The 18,218-nt window shown below is 65.6% G+C and carries 12 protein-coding genes; 6 read left to right on the forward strand and 6 right to left on the reverse strand.

The genetic code is table 11. The features are described from left to right. The first annotated feature begins 341 nt into the window (after positions 1-341). Positions 342-1,091 carry a response regulator transcription factor gene (locus PQR02_RS02975; protein WP_408225241.1) on the forward strand — a complete coding sequence of 250 codons (750 nt, stop codon included), beginning with the start codon at positions 342-344 and terminating at the stop codon, positions 1,089-1,091. Further along, positions 1,088-2,581 (forward strand): sensor histidine kinase, encoded by a 1,494-nt coding sequence (locus PQR02_RS02980; RefSeq protein WP_408225244.1) that lies wholly within the window; start codon positions 1,088-1,090, stop codon positions 2,579-2,581. Before PQR02_RS02975 ends, PQR02_RS02980 begins: the two co-directional genes overlap by 4 nt. Positions 2,582-2,589: 8 nt before the next feature. Here PQR02_RS02980 and PQR02_RS02985 read toward each other — a convergent pair whose 3' ends face one another. Both PQR02_RS02985 and PQR02_RS02990 read right to left on the reverse strand, forming a co-directional pair. Beyond that, positions 2,590-4,050 (reverse strand): NAD-dependent succinate-semialdehyde dehydrogenase, encoded by a 1,461-nt coding sequence (locus tag PQR02_RS02985; protein ID WP_408225247.1) that lies wholly within the window; start codon positions 4,048-4,050, stop codon positions 2,590-2,592. Between the two features lie 111 nt (positions 4,051-4,161). Further along, on the reverse strand, positions 4,162-5,445 hold the full coding sequence (locus tag PQR02_RS02990) for a 4-aminobutyrate--2-oxoglutarate transaminase (protein ID WP_408225795.1): 1,284 nt from the start codon (positions 5,443-5,445) through the stop codon (positions 4,162-4,164). Positions 5,446-5,568: 123 nt separating this feature from the next. Between PQR02_RS02990 and pdxR the strand changes: the two genes are divergently transcribed. Further along, positions 5,569-7,110 carry a MocR-like pyridoxine biosynthesis transcription factor PdxR gene (gene pdxR, locus PQR02_RS02995; RefSeq protein WP_408225250.1) on the forward strand — a complete coding sequence of 514 codons (1,542 nt, stop codon included), beginning with the start codon at positions 5,569-5,571 and terminating at the stop codon, positions 7,108-7,110. A 74-nt stretch (positions 7,111-7,184) separates the two neighbouring features. Here pdxR and PQR02_RS03000 read toward each other — a convergent pair whose 3' ends face one another. The 4 genes from PQR02_RS03000 to phnC form a co-directional block, all read right to left on the reverse strand. After that, positions 7,185-8,021, reverse strand: a complete 837-nt coding sequence (locus PQR02_RS03000) for an EamA family transporter (RefSeq protein ID WP_408225253.1) — start codon at positions 8,019-8,021, stop codon at positions 7,185-7,187. Between the two features lie 264 nt (positions 8,022-8,285). After that, the gene (phnE, locus tag PQR02_RS03005; protein ID WP_408225256.1) at positions 8,286-9,149 is read right to left on the reverse strand and encodes a phosphonate ABC transporter, permease protein PhnE; all 864 of its coding nucleotides are present in this window, start codon (positions 9,147-9,149) and stop codon (positions 8,286-8,288) included. Continuing rightward, entirely contained in the window at positions 9,146-10,123 is a 978-nt protein-coding gene (gene phnD, locus PQR02_RS03010) for a phosphonate ABC transporter substrate-binding protein (protein WP_408225259.1), read from the reverse strand. Before phnD ends, phnE begins: the two co-directional genes overlap by 4 nt. 41 nt (positions 10,124-10,164) lie before the next feature. Beyond that, entirely contained in the window at positions 10,165-11,076 is a 912-nt protein-coding gene (gene phnC, locus PQR02_RS03015; protein WP_408225262.1) for a phosphonate ABC transporter ATP-binding protein, read from the reverse strand. A gap of 293 nt (positions 11,077-11,369) precedes the next feature. Here phnC and PQR02_RS03020 point away from each other — a divergent pair, with 293 nt between their 5' ends. From PQR02_RS03020 to PQR02_RS03030, 3 genes are all read left to right on the forward strand, one after another. Next, positions 11,370-12,407, forward strand: a complete 1,038-nt coding sequence (locus tag PQR02_RS03020; RefSeq protein ID WP_408225265.1) for a M14 family zinc carboxypeptidase — start codon at positions 11,370-11,372, stop codon at positions 12,405-12,407. Beyond that, on the forward strand, positions 12,404-13,222 hold the full coding sequence (locus PQR02_RS03025) for an alpha/beta fold hydrolase (protein WP_408225268.1): 819 nt from the start codon (positions 12,404-12,406) through the stop codon (positions 13,220-13,222). The genes PQR02_RS03020 and PQR02_RS03025 overlap by 4 nt, the downstream gene beginning before the upstream one ends. Positions 13,223-13,379: 157 nt before the next feature. Beyond that, positions 13,380-18,215: an NAD-glutamate dehydrogenase gene (locus PQR02_RS03030; protein WP_408225271.1), complete on the forward strand. Its 4,836-nt coding sequence runs from the start codon at positions 13,380-13,382 to the stop codon at positions 18,213-18,215. Positions 18,216-18,218: the final 3 nt, after the last annotated feature.

The raw sequence follows: 18,218 nt of genomic DNA on the forward strand, positions 1-18,218 counted from the left end.
CGCCGCAGGGCGCGGGGGCCGCGGGCCGCCTGCGGCGGGCGGCGGCCAGCGCGGCGAGCGCCGCCGCGCCGGAAAAAAGGAAGCGCCTTCTGCATTGCATGATGAGCCCCTTGATGAGTGTTCGTGCGTAGTTGCGCGAAGTGACGAAAAGTGGCCTCATCGTAGGGCGCCGCCGATGTCGAAGTCCTCACGAAAAGTTAAATTAAATGTGATAACTCGCCGCCCGAAAATTTTGCACAATGAGGCCACGGCCCGCGTCGGCTGAAAGGTCTTCCGCCGGCGCGCCGAATCACGCTCATTTCACGCTCCCTTCACGTTCCTCCAGGCACCCGAAGCCCTCCATGGACCAACCGAAGCGCATCCTGATCGTCGAAGACGATGTCGACATCGCCAACGTACTGAGCCTTCATCTGCGCGATGAACGTTATGAAGTCGTGCACAGCGCCGACGGCAACGAAGGGCTGCGGCTGCTGGAGCAAGGCGGCTGGGACGCGCTGATTCTCGATCTGATGCTGCCCGGGGTCGACGGGCTGGAAATCTGCCGGCGCGCGCGGGCGATGACGCGCTATACGCCGATCATCATCACCAGCGCGCGGTCGAGCGAAGTGCACCGGATTCTCGGCCTCGAACTGGGCGCCGACGACTATCTGGCCAAGCCGTTCTCGGTGCTCGAACTGGTGGCGCGCGTGAAGGCGTTGCTGCGGCGCGTCGAAGCGCTGGCGAAGGACTCGCGCATCGACGGGGGCAGCCTGCGGATCGCCGGACTGACGATCGACCCGCTGACGCGCGAGGCCGCCGTCGACAGCACGCCGATCGAACTGACGCCGCGCGAATTCGACCTGCTGTATTTCTTCGCGCAGCATCCCGGCAAGGTGTTCTCGCGGATGGACCTGCTCAATGCCGTGTGGGGCTATCAGCATGAGGGCTACGAGCACACCGTCAACACCCACATCAACCGGCTGCGCGCGAAGATCGAAGCCGATCCGGCCCAGCCCGAGCGCATCCTCACCGTCTGGGGACGCGGCTACAAGCTGGCCGTGACGGGTGGCGAGGCGTCGGCCACGGGCGGCACTCACAAGGGCGCGCCGTGAATCTGACGCTCACCCAGCGGCTCTCGCTCGTATTCTCCGCGCTATTGCTCGCGTGTTGCGGCGCGTCGGCGTGGCTGCAAATCCGTTCGAGCGATCTGCACGAAATGGAAGTGGTGCAGAGCCTGTCGAAGAATCTCGCCGACCATATCGCGCACCGCACCACGCTGATGGACGCGAACGGCTTGCGGCCCGACGCGGTGCGCCAGCTGTTCGGGCAGTTGATGATGGTGAATCCGAGCGTCGAGGTCTACCTGCTCGACAACGAGGGGCGCATCCAGGGCGACGATGCCCCGACGGGTCACGTCAAGCGCGAAGGGGTGGACCTCGCCCCGATCCGGCGCTTCATCGCGGGCGACGCGCTGCCGATCCTCGGCGACGACCCGCGCAGCGTCGACGGCAAAAAGGTGTTCAGCGCCGCGCCGTTGCAACTGAACGGCCAGTCGCCGTCCGGCTATATCTACGTGGTGCTGCTCGGCGAAGAGCACGACGCGCTCGCCGCGCGCGTGGCGGCCAGCTCGGTGCTGCGCACCACGTTGTGGTCGATGGCGCTGGTCGCGCTGCTGGGCTTGCTCGCGGGGTTGACGGCATTCGGGCTGATCACGCGGCCGCTGCGCCGTCTCACCGGCGCGATGCGCCGTTTCGACGCGGAAGGCGAACCGGACACGCAACCCAGCGTACCGCGCTCGGCGCCCGCCGGGCAGCGCGACGAAATCGCCGTGCTCGAAGCAACGTTCGCGCAGATGGCCAAGCGCATCGGCGACCAGTGGCGCGCGCTGACGCGGCAGGACCAGCAGCGGCGCGAGTTGATCGCCAACATCTCGCACGACCTGCGCACGCCGTTGACCTCGCTGCACGGCTATCTGGAGACGCTTTCGCTGAAGGCCGACAGCATCGGCGAAACAGAGCGCGCCCGCTATCTGGCGATCGCGCTCGCGCAAAGCGTCAAGGTCGGGCGGCTCGCGCAGTCGCTTTTCGAACTGGCGCGGCTCGAACACGGCAACGTGCAGCCGATGCTCGAACCGTTTTCGCTGGTCGATCTGGTGCAGGACGTCTTTCAGAAATTCGAGTTGCCGGCCGAGGCGCGGCACATCCGCTTGCGGGCCGGCATTCCGCCGCGCCTGCCGAACGTGTGCGCCGATCTGGGGATGATCGAACGTGTGCTGACGAATCTGCTCGACAACGCGATTCGCCACACACCCGCCGAAGGCGCGATCGACGTGGACCTCGCGTATCAGCACGGCAAGGTATCGGTGACGGTGAGCGACACCGGCCCCGGCATTCCTCCCGAACAACGCGCGGGTCTGTTCGAGCGCCCGTTCAACCCGAGCGGCCCGCATCGTGGCGGCGGACTCGGCTTGCTGATCGTGCAGCGCATGCTGCAATTGCATCACAGTCAGATACGTCTGATCGATCGCGCGGGAGCGGGGACGACCTTCCGCTTCGAGCTGCCGACGGCGGATCAGCCGAGCGCCGCCGGCGTGCGGCTTTGAGCGGCGGCTCAGATCCCGCCGACGCACAGATACTTGATCACCACGTAATCGTCGATGCCGTAATGGGAGCCTTCGCGGCCGAGGCCCGATTGCTTGACGCCGCCGAACGGCGCGACTTCGTTCGAGATCAGTCCGGTGTTGATGCCGACCATCCCGTATTCGAGCGCTTCGGCGACGCGCCACACGCGGCCGATATCGCGGCTGTAAAAGTACGACGCGAGGCCGAACTCCGTGTCGTTGGCGAGGCGGATCACTTCGTCGTCCGACGAGAAGCGCACGAGCGCCGCGAGGGGGCCGAAGGTTTCCTCGCGCGAAACCTTCATGGCCGGCGTGACGCCGGTGAGCACGGTCGGCTCGAAGAAGCCGTGGCCGAGCGCATGACGCCGGCCGCCGGTGACGATGCGCGCGCCTTGCGCAAGCGCGTCTTCGATATGCGACTCGACCTTGAGCACCGCGGCTTCGTTGATCAGCGGACCTTGCGTGACGCCGTCCTCGGTGCCGAGGCCCACCTTCAGCTGCTCGGCGGCGACGCGCAGTTTTTCGGCGAACGCGTCGTAGACTTTCTCGTGCACATAGAAGCGGTTCGTACACACGCAGGTCTGTCCACTGTTGCGATACTTCGAGGCGATCGCGCCGGCCACCGCGGCATCCAGATCGGCGTCGTCGAACACGATGAACGGTGCGTTGCCGCCCAGTTCGAGCGAGACCTTCTTGACTGTCGGGGCGCACTGCGCCATCAGCAGACGGCCGACCGGCGTCGAGCCGGTGAACGACAGCTTGCGCACCACCGGATTGCCGGTCAGTTCCGCGCCGATCGCTTTCGGCTCGCCGGTCACGACGTTGAACACGCCGCGCGGCACGCCCGCGCGTTCGGCCAGCACGGCGAGCGCCAGCGCGGAAAGCGGCGTGGCCTCAGCCGGTTTGACGATGATCGGACAGCCCGCCGCCAGCGCCGGGCCGACCTTGCGGGTGATCATCGCGGCGGGGAAGTTCCACGGCGTGATGGCCGCGCAGACGCCGACCGGTTCCTTCGTCACGACAATGCGCTTGTCGCTGGCGGGGGTGGGAAGGGTGTCGCCGTTCACGCGTTTGCCTTCTTCCGCGAACCATTCGAGAAACGATGCGGCGTACTGGATCTCGCCTTTGGCTTCGGCGAGCGGCTTGCCTTGTTCGGTGGTCAGGATCAGCGCGAGATCGTCGGCGTTGTCCAGCATCAGGTCGTGCCATTTGCGCAGGATCGTCGCGCGTTGCTTGGCGGTGAGGGCTCGCCAGGCGGGCCATGCGGCGTTGGCGGCGTCGATCGCGCGACGGGTTTCCGCCGTGCCCATCAGCGGCACCGTCGCGATGCTTGCGCCGGTGGCCGGGTTGGTGACTTCGAACGTCGCGCCGTGATCGGCGCCTTGCCATTCGCCCGCGATGTATGCGCGGGTTTGCAGGAGAGTCGGGTCTTTCAGGGGTAGTGAGGTCATCGGGGTTTTGCCGTGAGGTCGTCGAATCCGGTCAAGCGGTCATGCGGTCATGCGTTCCCGCGCGCGCCGCAAGCAGTCAGGCATGCGGCGCGCGGGGCGGTGGCGAAGGCCTTAAACCGACACTGCGACGCTTTCCTTCAACACGTCTTCGAGAATCGTCATCGCTTCGTCGAACACGCTGTCCTGAATCGTCAGCGGGAACAGGAAGCGCACCACGTTCGAATAGACGCCGCAGACCAGCAGCAACAACCCGCGTTCGAGGGCGCGCGCCTGCACGCGCTTCGTGAAGTCCGCATCGGCCTCCGTGCTGCCCGGCTTGCAGAACTCGACCGCCACCATCCCGCCCGGGCCGCGCACGTCGGCGATCTGCGGCACGCCGCGTTGCAGCGCGGATAGCTTCGCCTTGACGCGCTCGCCGAGCACGGTGGCGCGCTCGCAAAGCCCTTCTTCATCGATGATGTCGAGCACCGCATGGGCGGCGGCGAGCGCCAGCGGATTGCCGGCGTAAGTGCCGCCGAGGCCGCCCGGCGCGGCGGCATCCATGACATCGGCGCGGCCGACCACGCCCGACAGCGGCATGCCGCCCGCGAGGCTCTTGGCCATCGTCATCAGGTCGGGCACCACGTCGTAGTGATGCATCGCGAACAGCTTGCCGGTGCGCGCGAAGCCCGTCTGCACTTCATCGGCGATCAGCAGGATGCCGTGCTCGTTGCACAGCTTGCGCAACGCGCGCACGAACTCGGCCGGCGCCGGATAGAAGCCGCCTTCGCCTTGCACCGGTTCGAAAATGATCGCGGCCACCCGTTTCGGATCGATGTCGGCCTTGAACAGGAATTCGATCGCTTTCAGCGAATCGGCGGTGCTCACGCCGTGCAGCGGATTCGGGAACGGCGCATGGAACACGTCCGACGGGAACGGACCGAAGCCGGTCTTGTACGGCGCGACCTTGCCGGTCAGCGCCATGCCCATCAGCGTGCGGCCGTGGAATGCGCCGGTGAACGCGATCACGCCCGGCCTGCCAGTGGCGGCGCGCGCGATCTTGATCGCGTTTTCGACGGCTTCGGCGCCGGTCGTGAAGAATGCGGTCTTCTTCGGATAGTCGCCCGGCGCGCGCTGGTTGATCTTCTCGGCCAGTTCGACATACGACGCGTACGGCACGATCTGATACGCGGTATGGGTGAAATGATCGAGCTGGTCGCGAATCGCGGCCACGATCTTCGGATGGCGATGCCCGGTGTTGCACACCGCGATGCCCGCGGCGAAGTCGATGAAACGGCGGCCTTCGATGTCCCACAGTTCCGCGTTCTCGGCGCGTTCTGCGTAGAAATCGCACATCACCCCGACGCCGCGCGGCGTGGCGGCGTCCTTGCGGCTTTTCAGTTCGGCATTTTTCATCGACATCGCCTTCACTCCTGGTTTTTGACGGAGGCCGCGCCCACGGCGCGGCATATGCAGCGACTATAATGAGATTTGGCTCTTAATTTCAGAGCCATTTTTGTAAAAATATAGGAGCCAATCATGCGCGCGAGCGTATTGTCCGATTGGCTGGCGCAGCGTCTGGACCGGGGCAACGGCCAGCCGATCTATCGCCAGCTGCATCGGCTGTTGCAGCAGGCGATCCTGTCGCGCGAATTGCCCGCGGGCAGCAAGGTGCCGTCGTCGCGCCTGCTCGCGCGGGAGTTGGGGGTCGGACGCAATACCGTCACGCAGGTGTACGAGCAGCTGGTGCTCGAAGGCTACGTGAGTTCGGCGACCGGACGCGGCACGTTCGTCGCCGACAGCGCGCCGGACGAGATCGTGGGCGCGCCGGATGCCGATCCAACCGCTGCGGCGCGTACGCCGAACGCAGAGGCAACGCAAGCGGCAGCGTCACCGTCATCACCGCTGGAAGCGACGCGCGCGCTCTCCACGCGCGGCGCGCGGCTGATCGCCGGTGCGGGCGTGTCGAAGCGTCAATGGGGTGCGTTCATGCCGGGCGTGCCGGACGTCACGAAGTTTCCGGCGCGCGCGTGGAGCCGCCTGCACAACAAGTATTGGCGGCGGCTGCGCCCGGACCTGCTCACCTATGCGCCGGGCGGCGGGCTCGCCGCGCTGCGCCACGCACTGGCCGACTACCTGCGCACCTCGCGCTCCGTGCGCTGCACGCCGGAGCAGATCATCGTCACGACCGGGATTCACCAATCGGTCGACCTTGCCGTGCGTCTGCTATCCGATCCGGGCGATGTGATGTGGACCGAAGACCCCTGTTATTGGGGCGTGCGCAGCGTGCTGCACGTGTCCGGCCTGCAATCGCGGCCGATCGCCGTCGACGCCGAAGGCATCAATCCTTCGCCAGACGATCTTGCGCAGCCGCCCAAGCTGATGCTGGTCACGCCGTCGCATCAGTATCCGCTCGGCATGGTGATGAGCCTCGCGCGGCGCCGCATGTTGCTCGAGTACGCGCGTCAGCACCAGTGCTGGATCATCGAGGACGACTACGACAGCGAATTCCGCTACGGCAGCCGGCCGCTGGCGTCGCTGCAAGGGCTGGATACGTCGGGCCAGGTGATTTACGTGGGCAGCTTCGGCAAGACGCTGTTTCCGGGGCTGCGCATCGGCTATCTGGTCGTGCCGGAAGCGCTGGCGGAGAGTTTCGCCACCGCGAGCGCCGAGTTGTATCGCGAAGGCCAACTGCTGCAACAGGCGATGCTCGCCGAGTTCATCGCCGAGGGGCACTTCACGTCGCATATCCGCAAGATGCGCACGCTTTACGGGCAGCGTCGGCAGACCTTGCTCGACGCCGCGTCGCACCGTTACGGCGATGCGCTGCCGGCGGTGGGCGGCGACGCCGGCCTGCATCTGGTGATGCAGTTGCCCGCAGGCAGCGACGACCGTCTGGTGGCGGCCGCCGCGCTGGAGCGCAATATCATCGTGCGGCCGTTGTCGGGGTATTACGCGCAGCCGTCGCTGGCGCCGTCGGGCTTGCTGATCGGCTATGCGTGCGTGCCGGACGAGGCGATCGCGCCCGCGTTCAATACGCTCGCCGATGCGATCGACGCGACATTGCCGCAATTTGCGTGAGCGCGGGGCGGGGTGGTCACCGAGGTGGCCTCTTCAAGCGACTTCGCCATGCCCCTGCACAGCGCCGCGACGCGCTATATCCGGATCAGCACAGCGCCCAGCGTCACGAGCGCGCACGCCAGGATGCGTCGCGGTGTGAGTTTCTCGCGGATGAACAGCCAGCCGATCAACACGGCGAAAATCGAACTTAGCTCGCGCAGCGCCGAGACCATTGCGATCGGCAGATACCGGTAAGCCTCGATGATCAGGCAATAGGCGCCGAGCGCGAGCACGCCCGACGCGATGCCCTTGCACACCACCGTGCGGCCGATGAACAGCCCCTTGGCGCCGCCGCGCCAATGCCAGGCGAACAGAAACTGCGGGATGTTCCAGATCAGATAGACCCACATGATGTAGCTCAGGCCACTGCCCGCGACGCGCGCGCCGATCCCGTCCACCACCGAATACGCGGAGATGAACAGGCCGGTCAGCAGCGCAAACGGCACGCTCTCGCCGGAAAAACGCATGCCGCGCCGGAACGCGAGCGACACGATGCCGAGCGACACCAGCGCGACGCCGAGCGCCGCCAGCGGCTTGAGCGCTTCCCCCGCGAACACCAGCGCGCCGGCGAACACGAGCATCGGCGAAAGACCGCGGGCAATCGGATAGATCTGGCCGAAGTCGCCGCTTTTATAGGCGCGGATCAGCGCGAGCAGGTAGCCGAACTCCAGCACCACCGACGCGAAAATGTACGGCCAGGCCGCAGGCGCGGGCATGGGAAGCACGAGCACGCCGACCGCGCTGACGGCGATATACGGGATCGCCATCATGCCGAGCAGCCAGACGCGGTCTTCGGATAGATGCAGAAACGCGTTCCAGGTGGCGTGAAGCAGTGCGGAGAGCAGCACCAGCAGGACGACAAAGCTTTCCATCGACTACCAGGAAGAGGAGGGGGAAAGGCCGGAGGGCCGGCCGCGAGGCCGTGATTATTCCAGCAGAACGCCGGAATGGAGGAGTGGACGACTAAAGCGAAGGGGCTTTATGTGGAAAAAGGCGGCGATTTATGGCGATGGCGAGGTGAGGCGATGGGAGTGATGGACGCGTTGACGTGTCGATGCGTGCGGCGGTTTCAAATGACGGCGGTGGCGACGCAATGCCGTGCTTCGCCACCGCCGCCAACCTCCGCGCCGCCAGGCTCAAGTCACGCGCTCGCGCAACCACGCGGACGCCAGGTCGATCACCGTCACCACGACCACCACCATGATCATGACCGCCGCGGTCTGCGCGTAGTCGAACGAGCGGATCGCCTCGTACAGCACCACGCCGATCCCGCCCGCGCCGACCATGCCGACCACCATCGCCGAGCGCACGTTGGATTCGAAGCGATATAACGCATAGGAGATCCACAGCGGCAGCACTTGCGGCAGCACCGCATAGACGATTTCGTCGAGCGGGCTTGCGCCGGTGGCGCGCACGCCTTCGGCCGGACGCGGATCGATGGCCTCGACCGCTTCGGCGAAGAGCTTGGCGAGCACGCCGGTCGTATGCACCCACAGCGCCAGCACGCCGGCGAACGGACCGAGTCCGACCGCGACGATGAACAGCATCGCGAAGACCATTTCGTTGATCGCGCGGCACGCGTCCATGACGCGGCGCATCGGCTGCACGATCCACATCGGCGCCAGGTTGTGCGCCGACATCAATCCGCACGGCACCGCGCACACGAGCGACAACGCCGTGCCCCACACCGCCACCGACAGCGTCACCATCATCTCGTGCAGATAGCTGCGCCACTCGGTGAAGTCAGGCGGGAAGAAGTCTTTCGCGAACTGACCCATGTTGCCGGAGTCGGTCAGCAGATCCATCGGCCGCATGTCGGCGCCATGCCATGCGCCGCCCAGCACCGCGAGCACCGCGATCCAGCCGAGCAGCGACCACCAGCTGCGTTTGCCCGCCGTGGCCCAGGGTCGGCCTGCCGCCGGTGCTGAACGGGGTCTCGTCTGGTTGGCGGCCGCTTCGCTCGCGCGCTTGGGCGACGCGCTCAGGTCGGCGCTATTCATTGCTTCGCTTGCGTGGCGTTGAGCGCGCTGAGCTTCGCGTCGAGCGCGGCCAACTGGGTCTTGCGGTCGTCAGCGGAAAGATGCGCGTCGCTCTCGATCTTCTGCTTCTGCTGGAACAGCGCGACCTGGCGAATCGGCAGCAACTGCGCATCCGACGACGCGGCGAAGCCGCTGTAGCCGGTGATCGCCGCCATCACCGCCTTCTCGTGCGGATCGGTCTTCGCGTAGTTCAGGAAGAATTTGCGCAGCTTGTCCTTGGTCGCTTCGGGCAGATCCTTGCGCCACACCAGCGGGTCCGACGGAATCAGCGGCGAGGTCCACAGCACCCGCACTTGCGCGAACTTGTCCGGATGCTGCTTTTTCAGCGTGTCGAGCATTTCGGTGTTGTTGGTCGCGATGTCGATCTTGTTGTTCACGACGGCCAGCAGATTCGCTTCGTGACTCGACGGCAGCACGGCCTTGAACGCAGTGTTCACCGGCGTGTTGTGCTTCGCGAACAGGTAGTAGCCGGGAATCAGCGTGCCCGACGTCGAATTCGGATCGCCGAAGCCGAGCGTGACGTCTTTCGTGTTCTTGAACACGTCGTCGAGCGTCTTGAAGCGGCTGTTCGCGTTGGTGATCAGCACCGAGTAGTAACCCGCGTCGCCGTTCGCATACTGGATCTTCGCGAATACCTCGCCATCCGAACGATCTACCGCTTCGATCGCCGACGCATTGCCGAAATAGCCGACCTGGACCTTGTTGAAGCGCATCCCTTCGATGATGCCGGCGTAGTCGGTCGCGAAGAACGCCTTGACGTTCAGGCCGGTCTGTTTGTTCATGTCTTCGATCAGCGGTTCCCAGCGCTGTTTCAGCACCGACGACGAATCGGTCGAAATGATGCCGAGGTTGAGGTCCTCGGCGTAGGCGGTGGCGGCGCAGGCGAAGGCGGCTGCTCCGACGGCCAGCGTGATCAGTGAACGCAAAAATTTCATCGGTTGAGATCCGGTTGAGTGAGCGGAGTGGAGCGGCGCGCTCAGTTCGAGTGCGCCGGCTTGAGGGCGAATGGGTAGCGTGTGGCGGCGGGCGTGACCTCGTCTTGCGCTTGCGCGCCGGCGGCAGTGTGATGCGCTGCGTCAGTGTGTTCCATGCGCGCAGCGGCTTCGTCGAGCAGTTCGCGGGCGTCGTCGCCGTAGAGTTTTTTCAGCAGCACCGGCGTGAGCGCGGCGGACGGTCCGTCATACACCACCTTGCCGCCACGCAGCGCGATGGTGCGCGGGCAATACTGCATGGCGATGTCCACCTGATGCAGCGACACCAATACCGTCAGCTGATGCTCGACGTTCAGCGCGCGCAGCATGTCCATCACGCGGCGTGACGATTCCGGATCGAGCGACGCGATCGGCTCGTCGGCGAGCACGATGCGCGCGCGCTGCACCAGCGTCCGCGCCAATGCCGCGCGTTGCTGCTGGCCGCCGGAAAGGTTGGCGGCGCGCTCGTGCGCATGTTCGCCGATGCCGACTTCGTTTAGCGCGGCGAGCGACAACGCGCGCTCGGCGACCGGAAAGCATCCGGTCAGACGGCGCCACCACGGCAGGCGCGCGAGCGCGCCGATCAGCACGTTGGTTTCGACGGAGAGCCGATTCACCAGATTGAATTGCTGGAACACGAAGCCGATGTCACGGCGAATGCTGCGCACTTCCCTGACAATGCGGCCGTTCTGCTGGATCGGCCGGCCGAGAATGGCGATCTGCGACGGCTGAGGGTCGGAGGCCGTGAAGCCCGCGATGTGCCGCAGCAACGTCGACTTGCCCGAACCTGACGCGCCGATCAGCGCGACCATTTCGCCGGTCTCGATGCGCAGATCGATTTCGTCGAGCGCCTTGCGGCCGTTGCCGAACGTCTTGCTCAGCCGCTCGATACGAATTGCTTCCCCAATTGCTTCCATAAGTACCCCTTGATGCATCCGGGCGTTGCCGGCATGTGTGGGCCTCATTCTAGGAAGCGTCTGTGACGGTTGAGTGAAGGCGTTGCAACGTCTAGATGACTATATCTTCAGGTGTCTCTTTTGCGTCGTGATGAAGGCAGATTGAAGTCACTGATTTGACTGGATCATGACGCCCGCATGACAGGCTTCGCGCCCCCCCTGCATGCCGCTCACGCATGCGGACGCGCGGCCAGGCTATATTGCGTCATCCATGTGCCGTCCCCAATAACCCAGCCATTCCTTGCGGCGTCGCCATGCAGCCTTTTTTGAGCTTCCTTCCCGACAGTTTCGCGGAGTACGACGACCTCCTGTCGATCCTCGACCAGGGCAGCGCCAGCTTCGAAATCCGCACCGTGTGCGAGACTGCGGTGCGCGGGCGGCAGTTCGCCGTGCATACCGCGAGCATCGGTTCGACCGATCCGCTCGCGCCGGCCATCGGGTTTTTCGGCGGCATTCATGGGCTCGAGCGGATCGGCTCGCAACTCGTGCTCGACTACATGCGCGCGCTGCTCGCGCGGCTCGAATGGGACGAACTGCTGGTGCGGCAGTTGCAGTCGATTCGTCTGATCTTCATGCCGATCGTCAATCCAGGCGGGATGTGGGCGTCCACGCGCGCGAATCCGAACGGCGTCGACCTGATGCGCAATGCCCCGCAGAACGCGGACGAACGCGTCCCGCTGCTCGCCGGCGGTCAGCGTCTGGGCGCATGGCTGCCGTGGTATCGCGGTCTCGAAGGCGCGCCGATGGAGCCGGAGGCCGCCGCGCTGTTGCAGGTGGTCGAAACGCAACTGGTCACGCGGCCGTTGAGCTTCGCGCTGGATTGCCACTCGGGTTATGGCTGGAGCGACAGCATCTGGTTTCCCTACGCGCGAACCCGCAAGCTGATGCCGCATTTGCCGGAGATGTACGTGCTGAAAACGATGTTCGAACGCGCGCATCCGCATCATGGCTACGCGTTCGAACCGCAGAGCCACCAGTATCTGCTGCATGGCGATCTGTGGGACTACGCGTACGACCGCGCGCCGGCACCGCACATCTTCTTGCCGATGACGCTCGAACTCGGCTCGTGGCTATGGATCAAGAAGAACCCGCGGCAGTTGTTTTCGCGTCAGGGAATGTTCAACCCCGTGAAGGCGCATCGCACCGAGCGCGTACTCCGGCGTCATGCGAACCTGCTCGACTTCCTGGCGCGCGCCGCGTTTTCAGCGCAGCGCTGGTTGCCGCAAGGCGGCCGTCGCGAGCAACTGCTGCAAAACGCCATCGACCATTGGTATAAAGCGGAAACTGCATGAGCACGTGGATACTGCTGCGCGGACTCACGCGCGAAACGCGTCACTGGGGCGCTCTGCCCGAGGCGTTGCGCGCCGCGCCTGGCTCCGAGCGCCTGCTGCCGATCGATCTGCCGGGCAACGGCGAGTTCGCGCACCTGCGTGCGCCGAACGCAGTCGCCGGCATGGTCGATTTCATACGGCATGCCGCCTTGCAAACCGGCGAGCCCGGGCCGTATGCCGTGCTGGCGATGTCGCTCGGCGGCATGGTGGCGACGGCCTGGGCGCAACGTCATCCCGCCGAACTCGAGCGGCTAGTGCTGATCAATACCAGCATGCGGCCGTTCAGCCGTATGCATGAGCGGCTGCGGCCGTCGGCGTGGCCGGGCTTGCTGGGCGTCGCCGCGCGCTGGAGCGACGCGCCACGCGCCGAGCGCGGCATTCATCGGCTGACGTGCAATCGCGCCGACACGCTGGACGCGGATCTCGACGCATGGAGCGGAATTCGCCGCAGCGCGCCGGTGAGCCGCGGCAATGCGCTGCGGCAACTGTGGGCCGCCGCGCGCTTTAGCGCCGCGATGGCTGCGCCGCGTTGTCCTCTGCTGATTCTGTCGTCGCGCGGCGACCGGCTGGTCGACCCGGTGTGTTCGGCGAAGCTCGCGACGGCATGGGGCGCGCCGCACCGCGAGCATCCCTGGGCCGGCCACGACCTGCCGCACGATGATCCCGTCTGGACCGCCGAACAGGTCCGTGCATGGCTCGAACAGCAGCACACGCCCGCGCCAACACAGGCGCACCAGCCAGCGGCCGCGCAAGCCGCGCCGAAGCCCGCGCTCTAAACACCCGCCCGAGCGGTTGCAGCATGACAATCGTCAGCGGGTATAACCTGGCAACGGTCGTCGATCGGATGCGGGGCGGCAGGCGCATAATTCCTCTTCAGACGATGCATGTGAATCAAGCCGTACTCGCCATTGCCGCTAGCCGGGGGAGTTGATCATGCAAGCAAAGAACGAAGAAGCCGTCACGCACTTGCTGAACGATGTCGTCGAATTCGCTCGTGGGCGGCTGCCGGAGCCAACCTTCAACGTCGTCGAGCCCTTTCTGCGGCACTACTACGACTTTGTCGACGCCGACGATCTGCAAAGCCGCTCGATCGCCGATCTGTACGGCGCGGCGCTCGCGCACTGGCAAACCGCGCAGCGCTTCGTGCCTGGCACCGAACGGCTGCGCGTCTACAACCCGATCCTCGAACAGCACGGTTGGCACTCGGATCACACCGTGGTCGAAATCGTCAACGACGACATGCCGTTCCTCGTCGATTCCGTTTCGATGGCGGTCAACCGCCAGGGGCTCGCGCTGCATTCGGTCGTGCATCCGGTGTTTCGCATCTGGCGCGGTGCGGACGGCGGCATCGCGCGGGTCAGCCAGGGGGCCGAGGAAGCCGCCGACACGCGCTCGCATCTGACCTCGTTCATCCACTTCGAAGTCGACCGTTGCGGCGACGCCGCAAAACTCGACGCGCTGCGCGACGACATCGCGCACGTGTTGCGCGACGTGCGCGCCGCGGTCGAGGACTGGCCGAAGATCGTCGAACTCGCGCGCACGACGATCAAAGGCATGAAGGCGGGCGAGGGCGGCCCGGAAGGTGTCGAAACGCGCGCGTTTCTCGAATGGATGGTGGCCGATCATTTCACCTTCCTCGGTCAGCGCGACTACGAACTGTTGCAGCACGAGAACGGCTACGGCCTGCGCGCGGTGCCCGGCTCCGGTCTCGGCATTCTGCGCGATGCACTGCGGCCCGCGGGCTCGGCCGAAGTCACGGCGTTGCCGCCGGCCGCCGCCGAGATCATCGCGAGTGCGTCGCCGATCTTTCTGACCAAGGCCAACTCGCGGGCCACCGTGCACCGGCCGGGCTATCTCGACTATGTCGGCATCAAGCTGACCGGCGCGGACGGCAAGGTGACCGGCGAGCGGCGCTTCATCGGCCTCTATACGTCCACCGCGTATTTTCTGTCGGCCGCGGACATTCCGATCGTGCGGCGCAAATGCTCGAATATCGTGAGGCGGGCCGGTTTCCTGCCAAAAGGTCATCTGGCGAAATCGCTGGTGACCGTGCTCGAAACCTATCCGCGCGACGAGCTGTTCCAGGCCGACGAAGATCAGCTTTACGACATCGCGCTCGGCGTGCTGCGTTTGCAGGAGCATCAGCGTACGCGCCTGTTCGTGCGGCGCGATCGCTTCGACCGCTTCGTGTCGTGCCTCGTGTTCGTGCCGCGCGACAAGTACAACACCGACTTGCGGCAGCGCATCGCGAACCTGCTGGCCGCCGCATTCAACGGCGAGAGCGTCGAATTCACGCCGCTGCTTTCGGAGTCCACGCTCGCGCGCATTCACTTCGTCGTGCATGCGAAGCCGGGCGGCATGCCGAACGTCGACACGCGCGAACTGGAAGCGCGGCTCGTGCAGGTCGCGCGCCGCTGGCAGGACGATCTTGCCGACGCGTTGCTCGACGCATTCGGCGAGGAGCACGGCAACCGCCTGCTGCAGCATTACGCGGATTCGTTTCCGGCCGGCTACCGCGACGACTATCCGGCGCGCACGGCAGTGCGCGACATCGAACTGATCGAACGCGTGCAGGGCAGCGAGCGCCTCGCGATGAATCTATACCGTCCGATCGAAGCCGGGCCGCGCAGCTTCCGCTTCAAGGTCTATCGCGCGGGTCAGCCGATCGCGCTGTCGCGCAGCTTGCCGATGCTCGAACATCTGGGCGTGCGTGTCGATGAAGAGCGGCCCTATCTGATCGAGGCGCTGGGCGCCACGCCCGCGTGGATTCACGACTTCGGGCTCGAACTCGCGGACGATGCGGAGTTCGACATCGAACGCGTGAAGGATCTTTTCGAGGAAGCGTTCGAGCAGGTGTGGACCGGCGCGATCGAAAGCGACGACTTCAACCGGCTCGTGTTGCGCGCGCAATTGAATGCACGCGAGGTGACGATTCTGCGCGCGTATGCGAAGTACTTGCGCCAGGTCGGTTCGACCTTCAGCGACGCGTATATCGAGCGCGCGGTGACCGGCAATCCCGCGATCGCGCGGATGCTGGTCGAGCTGTTCATCGCACGCTTCAACCCCGTGCTCGGCGACACGCGCGAGGCGCGCGTGGACGGCTGGCTGAGCACGATCGAAAGCGCGCTCGACCAGGTGCCGAATCTCGACGAGGACCGGATACTGCGGCAGTTTCTCGGCGTCATCAAGGCGACCAAGCGCACCAACTACTATCGCTTCGATGCGCAGGGCCATCCCAAGCCGTATCTGTCGTTCAAATTCGATCCCGCGCAGGTGCCCGGCCTGCCCGAACCCAAGCCGATGTTCGAGATCTGGGTCTATTCGCCGCGGGTGGAAGGCGTGCATCTGCGCGGCGGGCGCGTGGCGCGCGGCGGCTTGCGCTGGTCGGATCGGCGCGAGGACTTCCGCACGGAAGTGCTCGGCCTGATGAAAGCGCAGATGGTGAAGAACGTGGTGATCGTGCCGGTCGGCTCGAAGGGCGGCTTCGTCGTGAAGAATCCGCCGCCGCAGAGCGAGCGCGATGCGTGGATGCGCGAAGGCGTCGCGTGCTATCAGACGTTCTTGCGCGGCCTGCTCGATCTGACCGACAACCTTTCCGGCACGGACGTGGTGCCCCCACCCGACGTGGTGCGCCACGATCCCGACGATCCCTATCTGGTGGTCGCCGCCGACAAGGGCACGGCCACGTTCTCCGACTACGCGAACGCGATCTCGCAGGAATACGGCTTCTGGCTCGACGACGCGTTTGCGTCGGGCGGCTCGGTCGGCTACGACCACAAGAAGATGGCGATCACCGCGCGTGGCGCATGGGAGTCGGTCAAACGGCACTTCCGCGAAATGGGCGTGGATACGCAGACGATGGACTTCACCGTGGTCGGCATCGGCGATATGTCGGGCGACGTGTTCGGCAACGGCATGCTGTTGTCGCCGCATATCAAACTGGTGGCCGCGTTCGATCACCGGCATATCTTTCTCGATCCGAATCCCGATCCGGCCGTGAGCCTTGCCGAACGCGCACGGCTTTTCAAGCTCGACCGTTCGAGCTGGGCCGATTACGATCCGTCGCTGATCTCGGCGGGCGGCGGCGTGTTTGCGCGCAGCGCCAAGACGATTCCGTTGTCGCCGGCGGTGCAGTCGGTGCTCGGCATCAGCGCGGCGGCGCTCGCGCCAGCTGAACTGATGCGTGCGATTCTTCAGGCGCCCGTCGATCTGCTTTATAACGGCGGGATCGGCACCTATGTGAAGGCGAGCCGCGAAACGCATCTGCAAGTGGGTGACCGCGCGAACGACGCGATCCGCGTGAACGGCGCGGACCTGCGTTGCAAAGTCGTGGCCGAAGGCGGCAATCTCGGTCTGACGCAACTCGGGCGCATCGAATTCGCGCAGCGCGGCGGCCGCCTCAATACCGATGCGATCGATAATTCCGCGGGCGTCGACTGCTCGGACCACGAGGTCAACATCAAGATTCTGCTGGGCCTCGTCGTCGCTGATGGCGAGATGACCGTGAAGCAGCGCAATGCACTGCTCGCGGAAATGACCGACGAAGTCGGGCTGCTGGTGTTGCAGGACAACTACTATCAGACTCAGGCACTGTCGATTGCCGGCCGCTATGGCGTCGAATTGTTCGACGCCGAGGCGCGTCTGATGCGCTACCTCGAACGCGCGGGGCGCCTGAATCGCGTGATCGAATTCCTGCCCACCGACGAGGAAGTCGCCGAACGGCTCGCCGCGAAGCAAGGCCTCACCACGCCGGAGCGCGCGGTGCTGCTCGCCTATAGCAAGATGTGGCTGTACGACGAGCTGCTCGAATCGTCGATGCCGGAAGACCCGCTCGTCGCCGACATGCTGGTCGAATATTTTCCGAAGCCGCTGCGCCAGCGCTTCAGCGTGCCGATGCAGCGTCACCCGTTGCGCCGCGAAATTCTCGCGACCCATTTGACCAATGCGTTGGTGAACCGCGTCGGCTGTGAATTCGTGCATCGGCTGATGGAGGAAACCGACGCGCAGCCCGGCGATATCGTGCGCGCCTGCATCATGGCGCGCGACGTATTCGATCTCGACGACGTGTGGCGCAGCATCGACGCGCTCGACAACCGCGTCGCCGACGATGTGCAGGCGCGCATGTTCGTCGAAGTCGCAAGGCTCGTCGAACGTTCGGCGCTATGGTTCCTGCGGCACTTGCAAGCGGGCGGCCACGCCGATGTGGCCGGCCTGCTCGCGCGCTGCCGCGAAGCGGCGGGGCGTCTCGCGCCGCAATGGCCCGCGCTGTTGCCCGCTGCCGATCTCGAAGCGCTGTCCGAGCGGCGGCGCGTGCTCACCGATGCGGGAGTGGATAGTGAACTGGCGGTGCGGATCGCGAGCGGCGATGTATCGGCATCGCTGCTCGACATAGCCGAAGTGGCGTCGACTTGCGGACGCAGCCTCGAACTGGTGGCGGGCGTGTACTTCGCGCTCGGCACGCTGCTGAACTACGGCTGGATCAGCGAGCGCGCGGCCGCGTTGCCGGCACCCACGCACTGGGACATGCTCGCGCGCGCCACGGCGCTCGCCGAACTGACCCGTCTCAAACGCGCGCTGACCACGAGCGCGCTGGCCGGTGCGGACGAAGCCTCGACACCGGATGCGCTGGTGCACGCATGGCGCGACAAGCGTGCCGCGCAACTCGAACGCTACGCGCGGCTGCTGGCCGATCTGCGCGCGAGCGGCGGCGCGAGTCTGTCGATGCTGCTGGTGATCGTGCGCGAGATGGCGGCGCTCGAAAGGGTCTAGGCA

Origin of the sequence: Paraburkholderia sediminicola (assembly GCF_046026895.1) — a bacterium.
In the GTDB taxonomy this organism is placed as follows: domain Bacteria; phylum Pseudomonadota; class Gammaproteobacteria; order Burkholderiales; family Burkholderiaceae; genus Paraburkholderia; species Paraburkholderia sediminicola_C.